Below are 17,503 nucleotides of genomic sequence, written 5' to 3'. Positions count from 1 at the left end.
CAGTGCTGTGACTAGAGTTACCATTCGACTACGCCCCGTAACAGTAGAACGGGACTCACTCTAGTCAGGGGGACGGATGGGCGCGACGGAACCGGACCTCGACCTCGCCGAGGAGTGCGTCCAGGACGCGTACGTGGCCGCCATGGACGCCTGGCTGCGCCAGGGTGTGCCGGCCAACCCCGGCGCCTGGCTGACCGTCGCCGCGCAGCGCCGCGCCCTCAACGCCCACAAGCGCGCCGCGACGCTGCGCTCGAAGCTGCCGCTCCTGGTGGTCCCCGACCCCGGGGACGACCCCCCGGAGGAGATCCCCGACGACCGCCTGCGCCTGGTGTTCACGTGCTGCCACCCGGCGCTGGCCCGGGAGGCCCAGCTCGCCCTCACGCTCCGCCTCGTCTGCGGCCTGACCACCGACGAGATCGCCCACGCCTTCCTCGTCAGCGAGCCGACCATGGCGGCCCGGGTCACCCGCGCCAAGAAGAAGATCGCCGCGGCGGCCATCCCGTACCGCGTGCCGCCCCTCGAACAGCTCCCCGACCGGCTCGACGCCGTCCTGACCGTCGTGCACCTGGTCTTCACCACCGGCCACGCCGCCCCGACCGGCCCCGGCCTGGTCCGCGCCGACCTCGTCGACCGCGCCCTCGACCTGGCCCGCACCCTGTGCGCCCTCATGCCCGACGAGCGCGAGGCCCGCGCCCTGCTCGCGCTCATGCTCCTGCACGATGCCCGCCGCGCCACCCGGACCGCCCCCGACGGCCGCCTGCTGCTGCTGGAGGAGCAGGACCGCGCCCGCTGGGACCGCCCCCAGATCACCGCCGGCCTCGACCTCGTCCGCGCAGCGCTGCGCGGCGGCCGCCCGGGCCGCTTCGCTCTGCAGGCCGCCATCGCCGCCGTCCACACCGAGGCCCCCACCTACGCCGCCACCGACTGGCGGCAGCTGCGCGGCCTGTACGACCTGCTCCTGCGTGCCTGGCCGTCGCCGGTCGTCGCCCTGAACCGCGCGGTCGTCGTCGCCATGTCCGACGGCCCCTCGGCCGCCCTGGCCCTGGTCGACGAGCTGGCCGCGGACCCCCGCCTGGAGTCGTACCACTATCTGCCGGCGACCCGCGCCGACCTGCTGCGCCGCCTGCACCGCCATCGGGATGCCGCGGCCGCCTACCGCACCGCCATCGCCCTGTGCGACAACGAGGTCGAACGCGCCTTCCTCGAATCCCGGCTCGCCTCCCTCCCCGAGTGACGCCGGGTTCGTCAGTCCGCGGCGGCGGGCTCGGCGGGCCGCGTGAAGAAGCGGACGATGTCGTCGGCCGCGGTGGGGGACAGCATCATCGCCTGGACCCGTGCGGACATCTCGGCGATCGGGTGGATCCTGGTGAACATCGCCTCCTCGTACGCCCGGATCGCCGCGTCCGGGTCGGCGGGGTCGGCGGCGAGCGCGGTGGCGAGCTCGGTGGCGAGCTCGGCCCCGTCGAGCATGGCCTGGTTGGCGCCCTCGCCGACCGGCGGCATGAGGTGCGCGGCGTCGCCGATGAGGGTGACGCCCGGCCGGTGGGCCCAGCGGGTGCCGGTGGGCATCGCCTCGATCCTGCGCGGCGCGGGCCGGCCGTCGCCGGCCTCGATGAGTGCGGTGAGGGCGGGGTCCCAGCCGTCGAACATCTCCAGCAGGGCGCGCTTGCTGCGGTAGGTGTCAAGGCGATCGTCCGCGCCCGGATCGTCAGCGGGCAGGGAGATCCCGACCCGGATGCTGCCGTCGCCCAGGCGTTGCGCCGCCAGGATCCGGCGTACGCCGATGCACCAGAGGTTTCCGGGGCCGACCAGCTCGGCGAGGTCGGGGTGGCGCCGGTCGGCGTCGCGGATGCTCAGCTCGACCAGGACGGCCACGCAGGACAGGGGCGCGTGGGTCAGCAGCGACCGGACGGCCGAGCGCGCGCCGTCCGCGCCGACGAGGAGGTCGCAGCCGGCGCGGTCGCCGCCGTCGAACGCCAGCTCGAACCCTCCGCCGGGTCGTGGCGTCGCCGCGACGAGCCGGTGCCGCCAGGCCACCGCGTCGCCGGGGAGCGAGTCGAGCAGCAGGTCGCGCAGCGCGGCGCGGTCGATCTCGGGGCGTCCGTCGAACGAGCCGGGCCGTGGCGTGTGGTGCACGAGCACACGTCCGGCCGGGTCGAGGATGCGGTGCTCCTCACCCTCCGGCCGTGCCGTGGACCGGAACCTGCCGGCGAGGCCCGCGTCGGCCAGGGCCCGCTGCCCGGACTCCGGGTGCAGGTCGAGCGACCCGCCCTGGGACCGCGCGGACCGGCCCGCCTCGCGCTCGTACACCACCGCGCCGATGCCGTGCCGGTGCAGGATCCGGGCCAGCGTCAGCCCGCCGAGGCCACCACCGGCGATCGCGATGCGCATCGTCGTCTCCCTTACCGTACGCTGTACCTTATGGATACGCCGTACGGTAGCGCACCGCTGCCCGTCTGGGAACGGCCCGAGCCCCAGCCGCGGGCGGCGCCGGTGCCGCTGAGCCGCGCGAAGATCGCCGCCACGGCGATCCGGCTCGCCGACGAGCACGGCCTCGAGGGGCTGTCGGTGCGCAAGATCGCCAAGGAGCTCGGCGTCGGCCCGATGCGGCTGTACGACTACGTGACCAACCGATCCGAGCTGCTCGACCTGATGGTCGACGCCGTCTACGCCCGGATCGCCGAGCCCGGCCAGGACTGCGCGCAGGAGTCAGGATGGCGGGCCACGGTGCTGGACATCGTCCACCGGACCCGCGCCGCCGCCCTGGAGCACGAGTGGTTCGCCGACCTGCTCGGCGCGCGGCCACACCTGGGCCCGCACGCGCTCACGGTGGGCGAGTCGACCGCGGCGGCGCTCAGCCGGGCCCCCGGCCTGCACGGCGTCGACGACCTCCAGCGGGCCCTGGGCGCCCTCAACGCCTTCGTCGTCGGATCGCTCCGCCGCGAGATCACCGAGCGCCGCACCGCCCGCGCCACCGGCACCGACATGTCCGCCTGGCAGGCCGCCCTCGGCCCCTACCTGACCCGCATGCTCGACACCGGCCGCTACCCCACCGTCGCCCGCCTCGTCCACGACGGCGCCCACCTCGACGCCGGCGAGACCTTCCACCACACCCTGACCACCATCCTGGACGGCCTCACCGGCCACCCGCGCACCTGACCTGTCGCGCGGCCACGGTCCCCGCAGGCAGACGGGCCGGCGCCTCCCCACAGAGGCGCCGGCCCGTTTTCTGGGGTCGCTGGGTCCGTGGCGTTACTCAGCGACCGCGTTCTCCGGCGTGGAGGAAGGGGCCTTGATGAGTGAGGCGAGGGCTCCGACGACCGACATGGCGATGGCCAGCCAGAAGACGACGACCAGGCCGTCGTGGAAGGGGCCGGAGACCAGGTGGGGGAAGAACTCGCGGCCGGTGAGGGTGGTGGCGTTCGCGGCCGGGAGCTGGGCCAGCAGCTGCGGGCCGAGCAGGGCGGCGATCGGGTTGTAGCCCAGGAAGGCGGCGAAGAGGGTGCCGACCGGCGGGAGGTTGGCGATGGTGTGCGCGGCGGAGGCCGGCACGCCCTGAGCGGTGAGGCCGGTGTCGAGGGTCGAGGGGAGGGAGCTGGAGAGTCCGGCGACCATCAGGGAGAAGAAGACGCCGATGGAGAGGACCATGCCGGCGTTCTGGAACGTGGCCCGCATGCCTGACGCGGCGCCGCGGAGGTGGGCGGGGACGCTGGACATGACGAGGCTGGTGTTGGGGGCGGCGAAGAGGCCGCCGCCGAGGCCGTTGAGGAAGACGAGGAAGGCGAAGGCCCAGTAGCTGAAGTCGGTCGGCAGGATGAGCAGGCCGCCGAACGAGAGGGCCATGACGAGCAGGCCGCAGGCGGCGAAGAGGCGCGGGCCGTACTTGTCGGAGAGGTGGCCGGCGATGGGGCCGGCGGCGAGGAAGCCGACGGTGAGCGGCAGCAGGTAGATGCCGGCCCAGAGCGGGGTCTCCTCGTAGCGGTAGCCGTGCAGGGGCAGCCAGATGCCCTGCAGCCAGATGATCAGCATGAACTGCAGGCCGCCGCGGGCGATGGAGGCGAGCAGGCCGGCGATGTTGCCGGAGGCGAACGCCCGGTTGCGGAACAGGCCGAGGGGGAACATCGGCGAGTCGACGCGGGTCTCGATCCAGGCGAAGAGGCCGAGCACGGCGACGCCGCCGATGAGGCCGGCGAGCACCCACGGGTTGGTCCAGCCCTGGCTGTGGCCGCCGTAGGGCTGGATGCCGTACGTGATGCCGGCGAGCAGGGCGGTGAGGCCGACGGCGAAGGTGAGGTTGCCCCACCAGTCGATGCGCCCGGGCCGGCGCACGCCGGTGTCGTGCAGCGAGCGGTACGCCCAGATGGTGCCGATCACGCCGATGGGGACGTTGACCCAGAAGATGGCGCGCCAGTTCCACTCGGCGAGGAGGCCGCCGAGGACCAGGCCGATGAAGGATCCGGCGATGCCGGCGACGATGTTGACGCCGAGGGCCATGCCGCGCTGCGCGGCAGGGAAGGCGTCGGTGAGGATCGCGGCGGAGTTGGCCATGAGCATCGAGCCGCCGACGGCCTGCAGGACGCGCCAGCCGATCAGCCACAGGGCGCCGCCGCCGCCGTCGAACGGGTCGAGGGACAGTGCGATCGAGGTGATCGTGAACAGCGCGAAGCCGGCGTTGTAGATGCGGACGCGACCGTACATGTCGCCGAGGCGGCCGAGGGTCACCACGAGGACGGCGCTGACGAGCATGTAGCCCATGAGCATCCACAGCAGGTAGCTGACGTTGCCGGGGCTGAGCGGGTCGAGGTGGATGCCGTTGAAGATGGCGGGCAGCGAGATGAGCACGATCGAGGAGTTGATCGTGGCGATCAGCATGCCGAGGGTCGTGTTGGACAGCGCGACCCACTTGTAGTGCGGGTGGTCGGTCCCGCCGACCAGGGCGCCGCGGAGGCCGGGAAGCGTCGAGGTCACGGTGCGAGCCTTTCCAGCGCCGGCAGCGCGGCCGCGAGCAGCGCCTGGTCGTCTGCGGACAGCGAGGACAGCAGGTCCCGCAGGTGCGCGGCGCGCACCTCCCGGCGGCGGGCGAGCAGGTCGCGGCCGGCCAGGGTGACCCGCACGAGCACGACCCGGCCGTCGGTGGGGTCGGGCGTGCGCTCGGCGAGGCCGTCACGCTCGAGGCGCTGGGCGAGCTGCGTCATCGCGGGCTGCGTGACGCCCTCCGCCGCGGCGAGCTCGGTGAGCCGGCGCGGCCCCTCCCGCTCCAGCCTGCGCAGCGTGGACGCGGCGGTCAGGCTGATGTCGTTGGGCGGGTTGCCCTGCCGGAGCAGGCTGAAGAGCCGCTCGACGGCAGTCGTCAGCCGCGCGGAGTCAACGAGGACCATACCCCAATTTGTATCACGCACTTATAAAAGCACGTTATGTATAAGGTCACAGGAATTGGAGCATCAGGCGGATCCGCTGCCGTACGGGCGCGTGAGGATCTCCATGTTGTGTCCGCTGGGATCGTCGAAGTACACGCCTCTCCCGCCGTCGCGGTGGTTGATCTCCTGCGGCTGATCGTGGTGCGGATCGGCGTAATAGGCCACCCCGGCCTGCTTGATGCGGCCGAAGATGGCGTCGAACTCGGGCTCCGACACCAGGAACGCGTAGTGCTGAGCGGTGACCGGCCGGTCGCCGGTGTCGGCGAAGTCCAGGGTGACGCCGTTGCTCACCTCGACCGGGACGAACGGGCCGAAGCGCCGGCCCACCGGCACCCCCAGCATCGCCGCCAGGAAGCCGGCCGATGTCTCCTTGTCGCGGGCCGCGACAATCGTGTGATTGAGCTGGACGGACATTGTGACGCCTCCCGATTCCAGCGTGATGTCTTGCGACTGTTACCCCAATGTTCCCCCGCAAAGCCGACAGGGCCGACCCAGCGACTGGGCCGGCCCTGAAAGGCCCCGAAAAGCCCCGAATCCTGTTCCGCTTACTTCACCGTGACGATGGGCGCCGTCGCGGTCGTGAAGATCACGTGGGAGGCGCGCAGCTGACCCGCGCCGGGTCGTGGACCGCCGGCCGGAGCAGCGATCCACGACCGTTTCGGCCGGACTAGATGCACTTCTTGTTGTCGACGATGGTGAGACCGTCGACCAGGTTGCCGTAGCCCTCGTCGGTCGAGGCGCTCTCGACGGCCGTGAGCGTCACCCGGGTCATCGTCTGGTTGGAGCCCGTCTGGTACCAGCCGGACAGCCGCCGCCACGAGACGTCGGTCGCGGTGTTCATGTACGCGAAGGTCGAGCCGACCCCGTTGACGTTGCCGTTGTCGCTCTTCGGCGTGCGGCCGAAGTGGATCTGGGTGGCGTCGACGTCCTTGGCGTCGGAGGTGTCCCGGGCCCGGATCCAGAAGGACCAGTAGATCTTCGAGTTGGGCTTGGTCTTGATGTCCTGGTAGATCGAGTTGCCGGAGCCGGTCGCGTTGAGCTCGGCGAACTGGCTGCCGAAGCGGGCCGGCACGCCGTCCATGCCGCTCTTCCAGATCTCGATCTGGCCCTGCGGGTCGTCGGTGCGCCAGCCCGGCACGTCGTCCTCGTCGAACAGCATCCAGTCCGCGCCCTTGACCTTCGGCGCCTCGAAGCCGCCGTCGGTCGTCAGCTCCTTGCAGGCGGCCGACGGCGCCTTCTTCGACGCGGTGGTGGCGTTGCCGGACCCGCCGGGGCCGCCGGCGCCCGCGGCCGACGCCGGCGGCGCGCCGACGAGCGTCGCGAGCAGTGCGGCGGCGCCGACCGCGGGCAGCAGCTTGGTGTGCTTGAGCATGGTGATTCCCCCTGTCCGCCACGGCCGCGTTGCCGTGGCAACCTCCGCCGCAGAGCCAAACACGCTGACCTGGGCAAAGGCGGACAGTTAAGGGAAATTCCGTATTTCGGGCAGACTTGTCGAGCCGTTATGTGGTCGCCGGTCGCTTGCGCTTGCGCAGGTAGAGCCGGGCGAGGGGCTCCGCCGCGCGGGCCGCGAGCGGCCCCAGGATCGCCAGGATGAGCACATACGCGGCGGCGAGCGGCCCGAGCTTCGCGTTGGTGCCGGCCGCGACCGCGAGCCCCGCGATGACGATGTTGAACTCGCCGTGCGGCAGCAGCGCGGCGCCGGCCCGGACCCGGCCGGTGATCGCCACCCCGGCCCGCCGGGCCGCGATCCACCCGGTCGCCATCTTCGTCACGATCCCGGCGAACGCGAGCAGCGCCGCGACGCCGAGCACCGGCGGCAGCGCCCGCGGGTCGGTCTGCAGGCCGAAGAAGACGAAGAACACGGCCGCGAACAGGTCCCGCAGCGGCGTCAGCAGCTCCCGCGCGGTGTGCGCCAGGGGCCCGGACAGCGCGATGCCGACGAGGAACGCCCCGACGGCCGCGGACACCTGCAGCAGCTCGGCCACGCCCGCGACGAGCACGGTCAGGCCGAGCACCTTGAGCAGCAGCACCTCGTCGCTGTCGGAGGCGACGAACCGCTCCACGACGTGCCCGAAGCGCAGCGCGACGAGCAGGATGGCGCTGATCGTGGCGGCGGCGATCGCGAGGGTCGCGGTGCCGCCGAGCAGGCCGACGCCGGCCAGCAGGGCGGTCAGGATCGGCAGGTACAGCGCCATCATCAGGTCCTCGAAGACCAGCAGCGACAGCACGACCGGGGTCTCGCGGTTGCCGAGCCAGCCGAGGTCGGCCAGGATCTTCGCGGTGATGCCGGAGGACGTCACGTACGTGATGCCGCCCATCGCGACCGCGGCGACCGGACCCCAGCCGAGGATGATCGCGGCCGCGACGCCCGGCGCGGCGTTGAGCACGAGGTCGACGATGCCGGCGGGGGCGGAGGAGCGCAGGGTGCCGACGAGCTCCGGTGCGGTGTACTCCAGGCCGAGCGTGAACAGCAGCAGGATGACGCCGATCTCCGCGCCGGCGGAGATGAACTCGGTGCTGGTGGTCAGCGGCAGCACGCCGCCGGCGCCGAACGCCAGACCGGCCAGCAGGTACAGCGGGATGGGCGAGATCGAGAACCGCAGGGAAAGGGCACCGAGCAGGCCCAGCGCGAGGATGACCGCACCGAGCTCGATGAGGATCGTGTCGTGGTGCACCGGCGGCCCCTATCCGTCGGTGAGGAGCGTCGCGACGCCCTCGGTGCCGGCGGCGGTGCCGACCACGACGATCGTGTCGCCGGCGACCAGGCCGAAGTCGGGCCGGGGGCTCGCGTGCACGGTCCCGCCGCGCAGCACGGCGACGATCGAGGCGCCGGTGCGGGTGCGGGCCTGCGTGTCGCCGAGGGTGCGGCCGTCGTACGGCGAGCCGGGCGCCAGCACCAGCTGCTCGGTGACGAGGCCGGTCACCTGCCGCTGCAGCTCGGCGAGGTGCTCCACGATCCGTGCGGTGCCGAGGTACTCGGCGACCGTGTTGGACTCCTCCGCGGACAGGGCCACGGAGACCACGCTGGTATCGGGGTCTTCCTTGTCGTAGATGACGAGGTCACGCCGCCCGCTGCGGTGGGAGACGATGCCGATCCGGCGGCCACGGGCGGTGGTCACCACGTGGCTCGTGCCGATGCCGGGGAGGTCGGTGCGCTCGACGTTCATACCCCATGGTACCGGAATTGGATCTATGTCAGCGTCAGCGACGCAACGCCTCGCCGAGCTCTTCGGTGGTGCGGACCAGGTTGGCGGCGATCTCGACGGCGTGCTCGTCGGTGAGCCTGGCGAGCGGCACGCCCACGCTGATCGCGTCGATGGTGCCGGGCACGGCCGCCGCGACGCAGCCGACCCCGGGCTGGAACTGGCCGCGTTCGTACGCCCATCCGCGGGCCCTGGTCTCGGCCAGCTCCTCGAACAGCGCCGCCCGGTCGGCGACGGACTCGCTGGTGTGGGCCTCGAACCCGCCGAGATCCAGCAGCGCGACGACCCGCTCCCGGGTCAGCTCGGCGAGGATCGCCTTGCCGCTGGCGGAGGCGTGGGCGGGCATCCGCCGGCCGACGGCGGAGCCGGCCGTGTCCTGCGCCGGCTCCCGGCTCGCGATGCAGACGACGCCGGGCGGGTCGAGACGCACCAGGCGCACCGTCTCGTCGAGCCGGTCCCGCAGCTGCGTCAGTAGCGGCGCCGCGAGCCGGACGGTGCGGTCGGCCAGCAGATAGGCGCTGCCCGGTCGCAGCGCCACCACGCCGATGGCGTAGCTGTCGTCGGGCTCGGCGACGACCCAGCCGCGGTCCACGAGCTTGCGGAGCCGGCCCCGGAGCACGCCCTCGGGCAGCCCGAGCTGACGCAGGAGCGACTCGAAGGTCACCCGGTCGGTAGCGGCGGACAGACGCTCAAGCACGTCGAGCGTCGGGCTATCGTCAGTGACGCGCATTAGAATCGCATTTCCCCACGCAGCGAGACTTAAACATTCCGGCCTGAACTTTTCTTCACGAGTGGGAACGGCAAGGTCTCGCGGATCGTCCGGCCGGTCAGCATCATGACGAGCCGGTCGACGCCGAGGCCCAGCCCGCCGCTCGGCGGCATCGCGAACTCGAACGCGTCCAGGAAGTCCTCGTCCAGCGACATCGCCTCCGGGTCGCCGGCCGCCGCCCGCAGCGACTGGGCCGTGAGCCGGGCGCGCAGCTCGACGGGGTCGACGAGCTCGGTGTACGCCGTGCCGAGCTCCATCCCGAACGCGACCAGGTCCCAGCGCTCGGCGAGCCGCGGGTCGTCGCGGTGCTGGCGGGTCAGCGGCGACACGTCGACGGGGAAGTCCGTGTAGAACGTGGGCCGGACCGTGGCGCCCTCGACCAGATGCTCGTAGAGCTCGAGGACGATCTGGCCGTGGGTCCACCCCTCCTGCCACCCGACACCGTGCCGGTCCGCGACCGCCCGCAGGTCCTCGACGGAGGCGTCCGGCGTGACCGTCGCGCCCGCCGCCCGGGAGACCGCCTCGTACACCGGCACCACCGGCCACTCGTCGCGCAGGTCGACGACCTCGTCGCCCCGGGTGAGCACGCACCCGGGGCCCGCCTCGGCGGCGGCGAGGATCAGCGAGCGGGCCAGGTCGCGCATCGTGGTGTAGTCGCCGTACGCCTCGTAGGCCTCCAGCATCGTGAACTCGGGGTTGTGGGTGGCGTCGACGCCCTCGTTGCGGAAGTTGCGGCCGATCTCGAAGACCCGCTCGACCCCGCCGACGGCGAGGCGCTTGAGGTACAGCTCGGGCGCGATCCGCAGGAAGAGCGGCATGTCGTAGGCGTTGGAGTGGGTCACGAACGGCCGGGCGTTGGCGCCGCCGTGCACCCGTTGCAGCACCGGCGTCTCGACCTCGACGAAGTCGCGGCCGTGCAGGACGGCGCGCAGCGCGAAGCCGACCGCGGAGCGCAGCCGCACCATGTCGCGGGGCGTCGAGTTGACGATCAGGTCGACGTGCCGCTGCCGGACCAGCGCCTCCGGGTCCGCGAGCCCGCGGTGCTTGTCCGGCAGGGGGCGCAGGCACTTGGCCGTCAGGCACCAACGGTCCGCCATGACCGACAGCTCGCCGCGCTTCGTCGTGCCGACGACGCCGCCGACACCGACGTGGTCGCCGAGGTCGACCGTGGCCGCGAACGACGGGTCGTCGCTGATCATGACCTGCAGGTCGCCGGACCAGTCGCGCAGGGTGGCGAAGCACAGGGCGCCGTGGTCGCGCAGCCGCACCACCCGGCCGGCGACGCTGACCCGGTCGCCGGTGCTGGTGCCGGGCGGGAGGCCTGGGTGCGCCGCCCGGACCGCGGCGATCTCGTGGGTGCGGGCGAACCCCGGCGGATACGGGTCGACGCCGTCCCGGCGCAGCGCCTCGAGCTTGGCGAGCCGGACCCTGACCTGCTCCGGCCGCCGGTCCTCGACGGCGGGGGCGGGCTCGACCTCGATCAGCGCCCGCGGTGCCTCGCTGGAGACCGGCGTGCCCCGCCGCAGCAGGGTGCGCAGGTTGGGCACGACCAGGAACCCCTCGGCCGCCGCCGACGCGAGGCCGACCTTCGCGAGGTCCCGGACGTCCTCGAAGCACAGGAACCGCGGCAGCCACTGCGGGTGGTACTTCACGTTGGAGCGGTACAACGACTCCAGCTGGAACCAGCGGGACGCGAACAGCAGCAGCGTCCGCCACAGCCGCAGCACCGGCCCCGCGCCGATCCGCGCCCCCTCCTCGAACACGGCCCGGAACACGGCGAAGTTCAGCGACACCCGCTCGACACCGAGGCGCGGCGCCTCCCGCATCAGCGTCGCCACCATGTGCTCGACCAGGCCGTTGTCGCTGGCCCGGTCGCGGCGCATGAGATCGAGGGACAGCCCGTCGGCGCCCCACGGCGTGAACGACAGCAGCGCCACCTCCCGGCCGTCGCGGTTGTGCGCCTCGACGAGCACGCACTGGCCGTCGTTGGGGTCGCCGAGCCGGCCGAGCGCCATCGAGAAGCCGCGCTCGGTCTCCGTGTCGCGCCAGCGGGCGGCGAGCTCGATGATCCGCGCCATCTCCTGCGCGCCGATGTCGGCGTGCCGGCGGATCCGCACCGTGTACCCGGCCCGCTCGACCCGGTGCACCGCCTGGCGGACCTGCCGCAGCCGCGGCGCCTCGAGGTCGAAGTCGCGCACGTGCAGGACCGCCTCGTCGCCGAGCTGGATGACGCGCAGCCCGGCGCGGGCGTACGCGGTCGCGCCCTCCTCGCTCGCGCCCATCACCGCCGGGGTCCACGCGTAGTCGCGGGCCTCCCGCAGCCACGCCTCGATCGCCGGCGGCCACGCGTCGGGCTCGCCGAGCGGGTCGCCGCTGGCGAGGGAGACGCCGAAGACCACCCGGTACGTGACGGCGGCGCGCCCGGTGGGGGAGAACACGACCTCCTTGTCCCGGCGGGTCGCGAAGTAGCCGAGCGAGTCGCGGCGGCCGTGCGCGGCGAGCAGCTGCCGGACGCGCCGCTCCTCGTCGGCGTCCAGCGACGCGGTGGCCCGCTGCGAGCGCAGCAGCGCGAACAGGGCGGCGAACAGGGCGATCGCGCCGAACGCGCCGAGGATCAGGTTGACCCAGCCGGGGGCACGGCCGTGCAGCCCCACGTCGAAGCCGAACGCTCCACCGAGGACGGTCTTGCCGCTGTACGCGAGGCGCCCCGCACCCGGCCCGAGCGAGCCGGGGAACAGCTCGACCAGCCCCCAGCCGAGCAGCGTGAACGCGCTGATCATCACGCCGAGGGTCGCGAGGGCCTTCGGCAGGCTGGCCCGCTGGACGCGGGCGGAGAACCCGCCACGGGCCAGCCACAGCAGCGCCAGCAGCACGGAGGTGATGACGGCGTTGGCCAGGCCGGCCGCCGCGCCGTGCCACGGCAGCCGCAGCTCCCGCGCCTCCTCGCCGCGCTCGGCGCCGCCGAGCAGCACGAACACGTCGAACAGCAGCTGCGCGCCGAGGAACAGCACCAGGATCCAGTAGATGACGCGCTTACGGTTGTGCACGGCGGCGGCGAGGGTCGCCAGGATCGCGGCGTAGCCGAGGTTCGCGGGCGCCGGCAGCAGCAGCGCGTCGACGGTGACCCGCACGGGGTGGACCCGCGACCCGAGCGCCGCGGAGACCGCGGCGACGGCGCACAGGACGGCCACGGCCAGCAGCCCGCCGGCGAACCAGTCGGGAAGCCTCGCGCGCAGCGTGTTCATCCGGACATCATGGCGGAGCGCGTTTCGGAACTCGCCCCGCGGGTGATGATGCTTGGCATGGAGGACATCACCGCGCTCATCCTGGACGACCACCACGCGTTCCGCCGCGGCTTCGCCCGCCTCGACGACGCCCGCGGCGAGGAGCAGCTCACCGCCGTGTGGGAGTCCCTGGCCCTCCACCTGGAGATCCACGCCGAGGCCGAGGAGCGGATCCTGTACCCGCACCTGCTCAAGCGCTCCGACGACGCCGACGAGGAGACCGACGACGCGATCCGGGACCACAACAAGATCCGGGACGCGATCGAGGCGGCCCGCTCCCAGCCGGTCGGCTCCGACGGCTGGTGGAAGGCGGTGTGGGAGGCCCGCACCGAGAACAGCGAGCACCTCGCCGAGGAGGAGGACGAGGTGCTGCCCGACTTCCGCAAGCACGCCGACATGGACCTGCGGGTGTCACTCGGCGCGCAGTGGCTCACGTTCTACGGCGAGCACCCGAGCGGCAAGGGCCTCACGTTCCGCGACAAGGACCCGCAGCAGTACATCCGCGACAACAGCTAGGCATATCGGGTGCGTCGCGGGGGACCTACCCGCGCATGACAACTGTGCTGATCACCGGTGGTCTCACCGGCATCGGGCGGGCCACCGCCGAGGCGTTCGTGGGCCAGGGCGCGGACGTGGTGGTCGCCGGCCGCCACGACGCCGAGCTGCCCGCCGGCGCCGTCTTCATGCACGCCGACGTGCGGAGCGAGGATGACGTCCGCCAGCTGGTTGACGACACCGTCACGCGCTTCGGCTCCCTCGACGTCGCGGTCAACAACGCCGGCACCGAGGGCACCCCGGGCGCCGTGGTGGAGCAGACCGCCGACACCTACGCCGCGACCTTCGACACCAACGTGCTCGGCACCCTGCTGAGCATGAAGCACGAGCTGCGGGTCATGGCCGAGCAGGGCCACGGCAGCATCGTCAACGTCTCGTCGGTGCTCGGCCACCAGGGTGCGCCCGGCTCGGCCGTCTACGTCGCCAGCAAGCACGCGGTCGACGGGCTCACCCGCTCGGCGGCCCTGGAGGCGGCCGGCACCGGCATCCGGGTCAACGCCGTCGCACCGGGGCCCGTCCAGACGCCGATGCTGCAGCGGTACGAGACGTCCACCGGCTCGTCCGATCTGGTGGCGGGCGTCCCGCTCGGCCGGCCCGCCACCCCCGACGAGATCGCGAAGGCCGTGCTGTTCCTCGGATCCGAGGCGTCCAGCTTCATGACCGGCGAGGTGATGTACGTCGACGGCGGCGCGTCAGCCCGGTAGTTCGAGCCCGTGGCGGTCCAGGGCCTCCTCGACCGCGGCGCACACCTGCTCCACCACGAGCACCCGGGCCGTGGGCTTGTCGTCGCCGGGGATGACGTGCCACGGCCCGGCCGGGTGGTCGGTGTGGGCCAGCATGTCCTCCACCGCCTGCTTGTACGCGGGCCGCTTCTCCCGGTTGCGCCAGTCCTCGTCGGTGAGCTTCCACGAGCGCAGCGGGTCGTCGCGCCGGCTCTGGAAGCGGCGCAGCTGCTCCTTGCCGGAGATGTGCATCCAGAACTTCACGATGACCATGCCCTCGGCCGCGAGGGTCCGCTCGAACTCGACGATCTCCTCGTAGGCGCGGCTCCACTGCTCCTCGGTCGCGAACTGCTCGACGCGTTCGACGAGGACCCGGCCATACCAGGACCGGTCCAGGACCGTCATCCCGCCCCAGCCCGGCAGCACCGGCCAGAACCGCCACAGGAAGTGGTGCCGCTTCTCGTCATACGTCGGCGCCGCGAACTGCGCCACCCGCACGTGCCGCGGGTCGAGGTGGTCGACGAGCCGCTTGATCGAGCCGCCCTTGCCGGAGGCGTCCCAGCCCTCGAACACCACGCACAGCGGCGGTCCGAGCCGCGCCTTGTCGCCACCGATCTGCCCGCCGAGCGTCAGCCGGAGCCGCAGCAGCCGCTCCTGGGCCGCCGCGAGCCGGAGGCCCGCCTCCGATTTGGGCAACGTGTCGTGGAGGTCGACCTTCGACAGGCGCTTCATGGCCTCCAGCCTCGCACGGGTTCACCCTCCGTGCGTGACGAGCGCAACGCACTTCCTGTCGCCCATGTGGCCGCGCCGCAACCAAAGGATGGGACAGTACTGGGCATGAGCACGAAACGGGCGCTGCGGATCGCCGCGCTGCTCGTCGTGCTGGGTGTGGCCACGATCACGCTCAAGGACAAGCTGCCAGACCCGGACCAGATCGCCGACACCATCGCCTCCGCGAGCCCCTGGTGGCTGGTCCTCGCCGCGGTGGCCGAGCTGGTCTCCCTGCGGCACTTCGCCCTCCAGCAGCGCCGCCTCCTCGCCGGTTTCGGGGTGCGGATGTCGGTGCCGCGGGCCGTCGCGGTCACCTTCACCCGCTCCGCGATCTCCTTCAGCCTGCCGGCCGGGTCCGCCGTGTCCGCGGGCTTCGCGTTCCGCCAGTTCCGCACCGCCGGCGCCACCCGCCGCACCGCCGGTGCCGTGGCCGTCCTGTCGTCCCTGCTGTCCGGTCTGGCGCTGCTGCTCATGTACGGCGCCGTCGTCCTCGTCCCGCACGGCGACGTCACCGGCACCGGCCACACGCTCGGGCTGGTCCTCACCCTGCTGGCCGGTGCCACCGTGGTGTTCGGCCTGGACTTCCTGCTCTTCCGCGGCCCGCTGCCGCCCGCGCCCGCGCTCGACGAGGAGCCGGCCGGCCGTGCACCGGGCGGCCTGGTCGCGCGGGCCAGGGCGGCGGTCGCGCGCACCGTCGCCGACCTGCGCCGCCTGCCGCCCCGATCCTGGGTGGTGTCGCTGGTGCACGCCACCGTCAACTGGGGACTGGACTTCGCCTGCCTGGCCGCGACGGCCGCCGCGTTCGGCATCGACGTCAGCATGGTCGCGCTGGCCACGGTGTACCTGACGGTGCAGCTGGTCCGGCAGGTGCCGATCAGTCCCGGCGGCATCGGCGTGGTGGAGGTCGCCCTGCTGGCCGGCCTGGTGTCGGCGGGCGCGCCGCAGGGCCCGGCCGCCGCCGCGATGCTCGTCTACCGGCTGCTGTCCTGCTGGATCATCATCCCGCTCGGCGCCCTCACGTACGCCGTCCTCCGCCGCCGCCCGGCGCCGGAGCCGTCCAAGGCCCCGCGCCAGCCGACCCCGGTCGCGTAAACCTCACACAGATCTTTCAAATTTCACAACGTCCTGTTAGATTCGGTGCCGTGCCCGCACCGGATCGACTCGACCTCACCCTGCGCCTCGTCCGCGGCAGCGGCCGGCTGACCCTGGCCGAGCTCGCCACCCGCCTCGGCGTCTCGGAGATGACCGTCCGCCGCGACCTCGACCAGCTGCAGGAGCAGGGCCTGGTCCGCCGGGTCCGCGGCGGCGCCGTCGCCCTGGACGTCCCGGCGGACGAGGCGGGCTTCGACGTCCGCGCCCAGTGGCGGTCGGCGACGAAGGCCCGCCTCGCCGCGGCCACCGCCGACCTGATCGCCCCCGGCGGCACCGTCCTGCTCGACGCCGGCACCACCACCGCCGCGGTGGCCGCCGCCCTGGCCGCCCGCTTCGGCGCCGCCCCATCCCCCGCCGGGCCGCTGACGGTGGCGGTGCTCAGCCTGCAGGCGGCGGTCCGGCTCGCCGACCAGCCCGGCATCAGGCTGCTCATCCTGGGCGGCGAGTCCCGCGCGGGGGAGCGCAGCCTGGTCGGCCCGCTCGCCCTGAGCGCCCTGGACCAGCTGCGCTTCGACACGTTCATCATGTCGATCGGCGCGGTCCATCACGACCTGGGCTGGTCCGAGTTCGACCTGGACGACGCCGCCGTGAAGCGCGCCGCCCTGCGCCGCGCCGGCCGGACCATCGTGGTCGCCGACGCCAGCAAGCTGGGCGTCCAGGCGTTCGCCCGGGTCGCCCCACTCTCCGCCGCCGACATCTTCGTCACGTCCACCGCCCCTCCAGCCGCCACCTCCGGCAGCGCCATCGGGGCCGGCGGTGCTTCGGGCGCCGCCACTCCGGCCGGCGGTGCTCCGGGCGACGGTCCTTCGGGTGGTGTCACTTCGGCCGGCGGCCCTTCCGGCGGCCCCACTCCGGCCGGCGGTGGTCCGGGCGGCGCCACTGCGGCCGGCGGTGTTCCGGGCGGCGGTCCTTCCGCCAGCGCCACTTCGGGCGCCACCACTTCGGCCGGCGGTGGTCCGGGCGGCGTCACTGCGGTCGGCGGTGGTCCGGGCGGCGTCACTGCGGCCGGCGGTGTTCCGGGCGGCGGTCCTTCCGCCAGCGCCACTTCGGGCGACGCCACTTCGGCCGGCGGTCCGTCCCGCAGCGCCACTGCGGCCCGTGTCACTTCGGGCGCCCCCACTCCTGACAACGCCACCTCTGACGGCGGTGCCGCCTACGGCAGTGCCGCTTTCCACGGCGCCGCCGCGACGGATGCCGCGGCCGAGACGCTCGCAGCGCTGCGGGCGGCCGGCGTCGACGTCATCACCACCGACAACCCTGAGGAGTTCCCGTCATGATGATCCTGGTAGCCGGCCCGTACCGCTCGGGCACCGGCGACGACCCGACCAAGCTCCAGGCCAACGTCGACGCCATGAACGACGCCGCCGTCACCCTCTTCCGCGCCGGCCACCTCCCGGTCACCGGCGAGGCGCTGGCCCTGCCCCTCATCGAGCGCGCGGGCTCCGCCACCATCGGCGACCCCGTCTTCGACGAGATCTTCCACCCGATCTCCGCCCGCCTCCTCACCCACTGCGACGCCGTCCTGCGCATCGGCGGCCCCTCCACCGGCGCCGACGAGATGGTCGCCCAGGCCCGCACCGAGGGCAAACCCGTCTACACCACCATCACCGAGGTCCCCGCCCCGTAGCCG

Annotated in this window: 17 protein-coding genes; 7 read left to right on the top strand and 10 right to left on the bottom strand. The window is 73.1% G+C overall.

Annotated features, from left to right (window positions below):
- Positions 1-76 precede the first annotated feature (76 nt).
- Complete coding sequence (locus tag AB0I21_RS41930) at positions 77-1,234, top strand: DUF6596 domain-containing protein (protein ID WP_360569250.1); 1,158 nt, start codon at positions 77-79, stop codon at positions 1,232-1,234.
- An 11-nt stretch (positions 1,235-1,245) separates the two neighbouring features.
- Here AB0I21_RS41930 and AB0I21_RS41925 read toward each other — a convergent pair whose 3' ends face one another.
- Positions 1,246-2,391 carry an FAD-dependent monooxygenase gene (locus AB0I21_RS41925; protein WP_360569249.1) on the bottom strand — a complete coding sequence of 382 codons (1,146 nt, stop codon included), beginning with the start codon at positions 2,389-2,391 and terminating at the stop codon, positions 1,246-1,248.
- Between the two features lie 30 nt (positions 2,392-2,421).
- On the opposite strand from AB0I21_RS41925, the gene AB0I21_RS41920 reads away from it, so the two are divergent.
- On the top strand, positions 2,422-3,159 hold the full coding sequence (locus tag AB0I21_RS41920; RefSeq protein ID WP_360569248.1) for a TetR/AcrR family transcriptional regulator: 738 nt from the start codon (positions 2,422-2,424) through the stop codon (positions 3,157-3,159).
- Between the two features lie 93 nt (positions 3,160-3,252).
- On the opposite strand, the gene AB0I21_RS41915 is transcribed toward AB0I21_RS41920, so the two are convergent.
- The 8 genes from AB0I21_RS41915 to lysX form a co-directional block, all read right to left on the bottom strand.
- A complete protein-coding gene (locus tag AB0I21_RS41915) occupies positions 3,253-4,968 on the bottom strand; it encodes an MFS transporter (RefSeq protein WP_360569247.1) in 1,716 nt (571 codons plus the stop codon).
- Positions 4,965-5,378: a MarR family transcriptional regulator gene (locus tag AB0I21_RS41910; RefSeq protein ID WP_360569246.1), complete on the bottom strand. Its 414-nt coding sequence runs from the start codon at positions 5,376-5,378 to the stop codon at positions 4,965-4,967. Before AB0I21_RS41910 ends, AB0I21_RS41915 begins: the two co-directional genes overlap by 4 nt.
- Before the next feature lie 63 nt (positions 5,379-5,441).
- Positions 5,442-5,831, bottom strand: coding sequence for a VOC family protein (locus AB0I21_RS41905; RefSeq protein ID WP_344502274.1), 390 nt, complete (start codon positions 5,829-5,831; stop codon positions 5,442-5,444).
- A 253-nt stretch (positions 5,832-6,084) separates the two neighbouring features.
- Positions 6,085-6,789, bottom strand: a complete 705-nt coding sequence (locus AB0I21_RS41900) for a hypothetical protein (protein ID WP_360569245.1) — start codon at positions 6,787-6,789, stop codon at positions 6,085-6,087.
- Between the two features lie 127 nt (positions 6,790-6,916).
- Positions 6,917-8,092, bottom strand: coding sequence for a cation:proton antiporter (locus AB0I21_RS41895; protein WP_360569244.1), 1,176 nt, complete (start codon positions 8,090-8,092; stop codon positions 6,917-6,919).
- Between the two features lie 9 nt (positions 8,093-8,101).
- A complete protein-coding gene (locus tag AB0I21_RS41890) occupies positions 8,102-8,584 on the bottom strand; it encodes a cation:proton antiporter regulatory subunit (RefSeq protein WP_360569243.1) in 483 nt (160 codons plus the stop codon).
- A gap of 34 nt (positions 8,585-8,618) precedes the next feature.
- Complete coding sequence (locus AB0I21_RS41885; protein ID WP_360569242.1) at positions 8,619-9,317, bottom strand: IclR family transcriptional regulator; 699 nt, start codon at positions 9,315-9,317, stop codon at positions 8,619-8,621.
- Positions 9,318-9,379: 62 nt separating this feature from the next.
- Positions 9,380-12,634, bottom strand: coding sequence for a bifunctional lysylphosphatidylglycerol synthetase/lysine--tRNA ligase LysX (gene lysX, locus AB0I21_RS41880; protein WP_360569241.1), 3,255 nt, complete (start codon positions 12,632-12,634; stop codon positions 9,380-9,382).
- 57 nt (positions 12,635-12,691) lie between these two features.
- Here lysX and AB0I21_RS41875 point away from each other — a divergent pair, with 57 nt between their 5' ends.
- On the top strand, positions 12,692-13,189 hold the full coding sequence (locus AB0I21_RS41875; RefSeq protein ID WP_360569240.1) for a hemerythrin domain-containing protein: 498 nt from the start codon (positions 12,692-12,694) through the stop codon (positions 13,187-13,189).
- A gap of 35 nt (positions 13,190-13,224) precedes the next feature.
- Positions 13,225-13,932 carry an SDR family oxidoreductase gene (locus tag AB0I21_RS41870; protein WP_360569239.1) on the top strand — a complete coding sequence of 236 codons (708 nt, stop codon included), beginning with the start codon at positions 13,225-13,227 and terminating at the stop codon, positions 13,930-13,932.
- On the opposite strand, the gene AB0I21_RS41865 is transcribed toward AB0I21_RS41870, so the two are convergent.
- Positions 13,921-14,682, bottom strand: coding sequence for a UDP-galactose-lipid carrier transferase (locus AB0I21_RS41865; protein WP_360569238.1), 762 nt, complete (start codon positions 14,680-14,682; stop codon positions 13,921-13,923). The genes AB0I21_RS41870 and AB0I21_RS41865 overlap by 12 nt on opposite strands.
- Before the next feature lie 105 nt (positions 14,683-14,787).
- On the opposite strand from AB0I21_RS41865, the gene AB0I21_RS41860 reads away from it, so the two are divergent.
- From AB0I21_RS41860 to AB0I21_RS41850, 3 genes are read left to right on the top strand one after another with little or no spacing between them, the layout of a single operon-like run.
- Positions 14,788-15,813 carry a lysylphosphatidylglycerol synthase transmembrane domain-containing protein gene (locus AB0I21_RS41860; RefSeq protein ID WP_360569237.1) on the top strand — a complete coding sequence of 342 codons (1,026 nt, stop codon included), beginning with the start codon at positions 14,788-14,790 and terminating at the stop codon, positions 15,811-15,813.
- Positions 15,814-15,863: 50 nt separating this feature from the next.
- Entirely contained in the window at positions 15,864-17,150 is a 1,287-nt protein-coding gene (locus AB0I21_RS41855) for a DeoR/GlpR family DNA-binding transcription regulator (protein ID WP_360569236.1), read from the top strand.
- Positions 17,147-17,500 carry a DUF4406 domain-containing protein gene (locus tag AB0I21_RS41850; protein ID WP_360569235.1) on the top strand — a complete coding sequence of 118 codons (354 nt, stop codon included), beginning with the start codon at positions 17,147-17,149 and terminating at the stop codon, positions 17,498-17,500. The genes AB0I21_RS41855 and AB0I21_RS41850 overlap by 4 nt, the downstream gene beginning before the upstream one ends.
- Positions 17,501-17,503: the final 3 nt, after the last annotated feature.

It is taken from the genome of Dactylosporangium sp. NPDC050588, from assembly GCF_040654975.1.
In the GTDB taxonomy this organism is placed as follows: Bacteria; Actinomycetota; Actinomycetes; order Mycobacteriales; family Micromonosporaceae; genus Dactylosporangium; species Dactylosporangium maewongense.
This window is presented reverse-complemented; position numbering and strand designations above follow the sequence as displayed.

Bases quoted from the DNA above. Each gene is read 5' to 3' on its own strand.
- AB0I21_RS41905 (WP_344502274.1), bottom strand. From the start codon at position 5,831: ATGTCCGTCCAGCTCAATCACACGATTGTCGCGGCCCGCGACAAGGAG.
- AB0I21_RS41860 (WP_360569237.1), top strand. From the start codon at position 14,788: ATGAGCACGAAACGGGCGCTGCGGATCGCCGCGCTGCTCGTCGTGCTG.
- AB0I21_RS41865 (WP_360569238.1), bottom strand. From the start codon at position 14,682: ATGAAGCGCCTGTCGAAGGTCGACCTCCACGACACGTTGCCCAAATCG.
- lysX (WP_360569241.1), bottom strand. From the start codon at position 12,634: ATGAACACGCTGCGCGCGAGGCTTCCCGACTGGTTCGCCGGCGGGCTG.
- AB0I21_RS41875 (WP_360569240.1), top strand. From the start codon at position 12,692: ATGGAGGACATCACCGCGCTCATCCTGGACGACCACCACGCGTTCCGC.
- AB0I21_RS41870 (WP_360569239.1), top strand. From the start codon at position 13,225: ATGACAACTGTGCTGATCACCGGTGGTCTCACCGGCATCGGGCGGGCC.
- AB0I21_RS41900 (WP_360569245.1), bottom strand. From the start codon at position 6,789: ATGCTCAAGCACACCAAGCTGCTGCCCGCGGTCGGCGCCGCCGCACTG.
- AB0I21_RS41925 (WP_360569249.1), bottom strand. From the start codon at position 2,391: ATGCGCATCGCGATCGCCGGTGGTGGCCTCGGCGGGCTGACGCTGGCC.
- AB0I21_RS41890 (WP_360569243.1), bottom strand. From the start codon at position 8,584: ATGAACGTCGAGCGCACCGACCTCCCCGGCATCGGCACGAGCCACGTG.
- AB0I21_RS41930 (WP_360569250.1), top strand. From the start codon at position 77: ATGGGCGCGACGGAACCGGACCTCGACCTCGCCGAGGAGTGCGTCCAG.
- AB0I21_RS41850 (WP_360569235.1), top strand. From the start codon at position 17,147: ATGATGATCCTGGTAGCCGGCCCGTACCGCTCGGGCACCGGCGACGAC.
- AB0I21_RS41920 (WP_360569248.1), top strand. From the start codon at position 2,422: ATGGATACGCCGTACGGTAGCGCACCGCTGCCCGTCTGGGAACGGCCC.
- AB0I21_RS41910 (WP_360569246.1), bottom strand. From the start codon at position 5,378: ATGGTCCTCGTTGACTCCGCGCGGCTGACGACTGCCGTCGAGCGGCTC.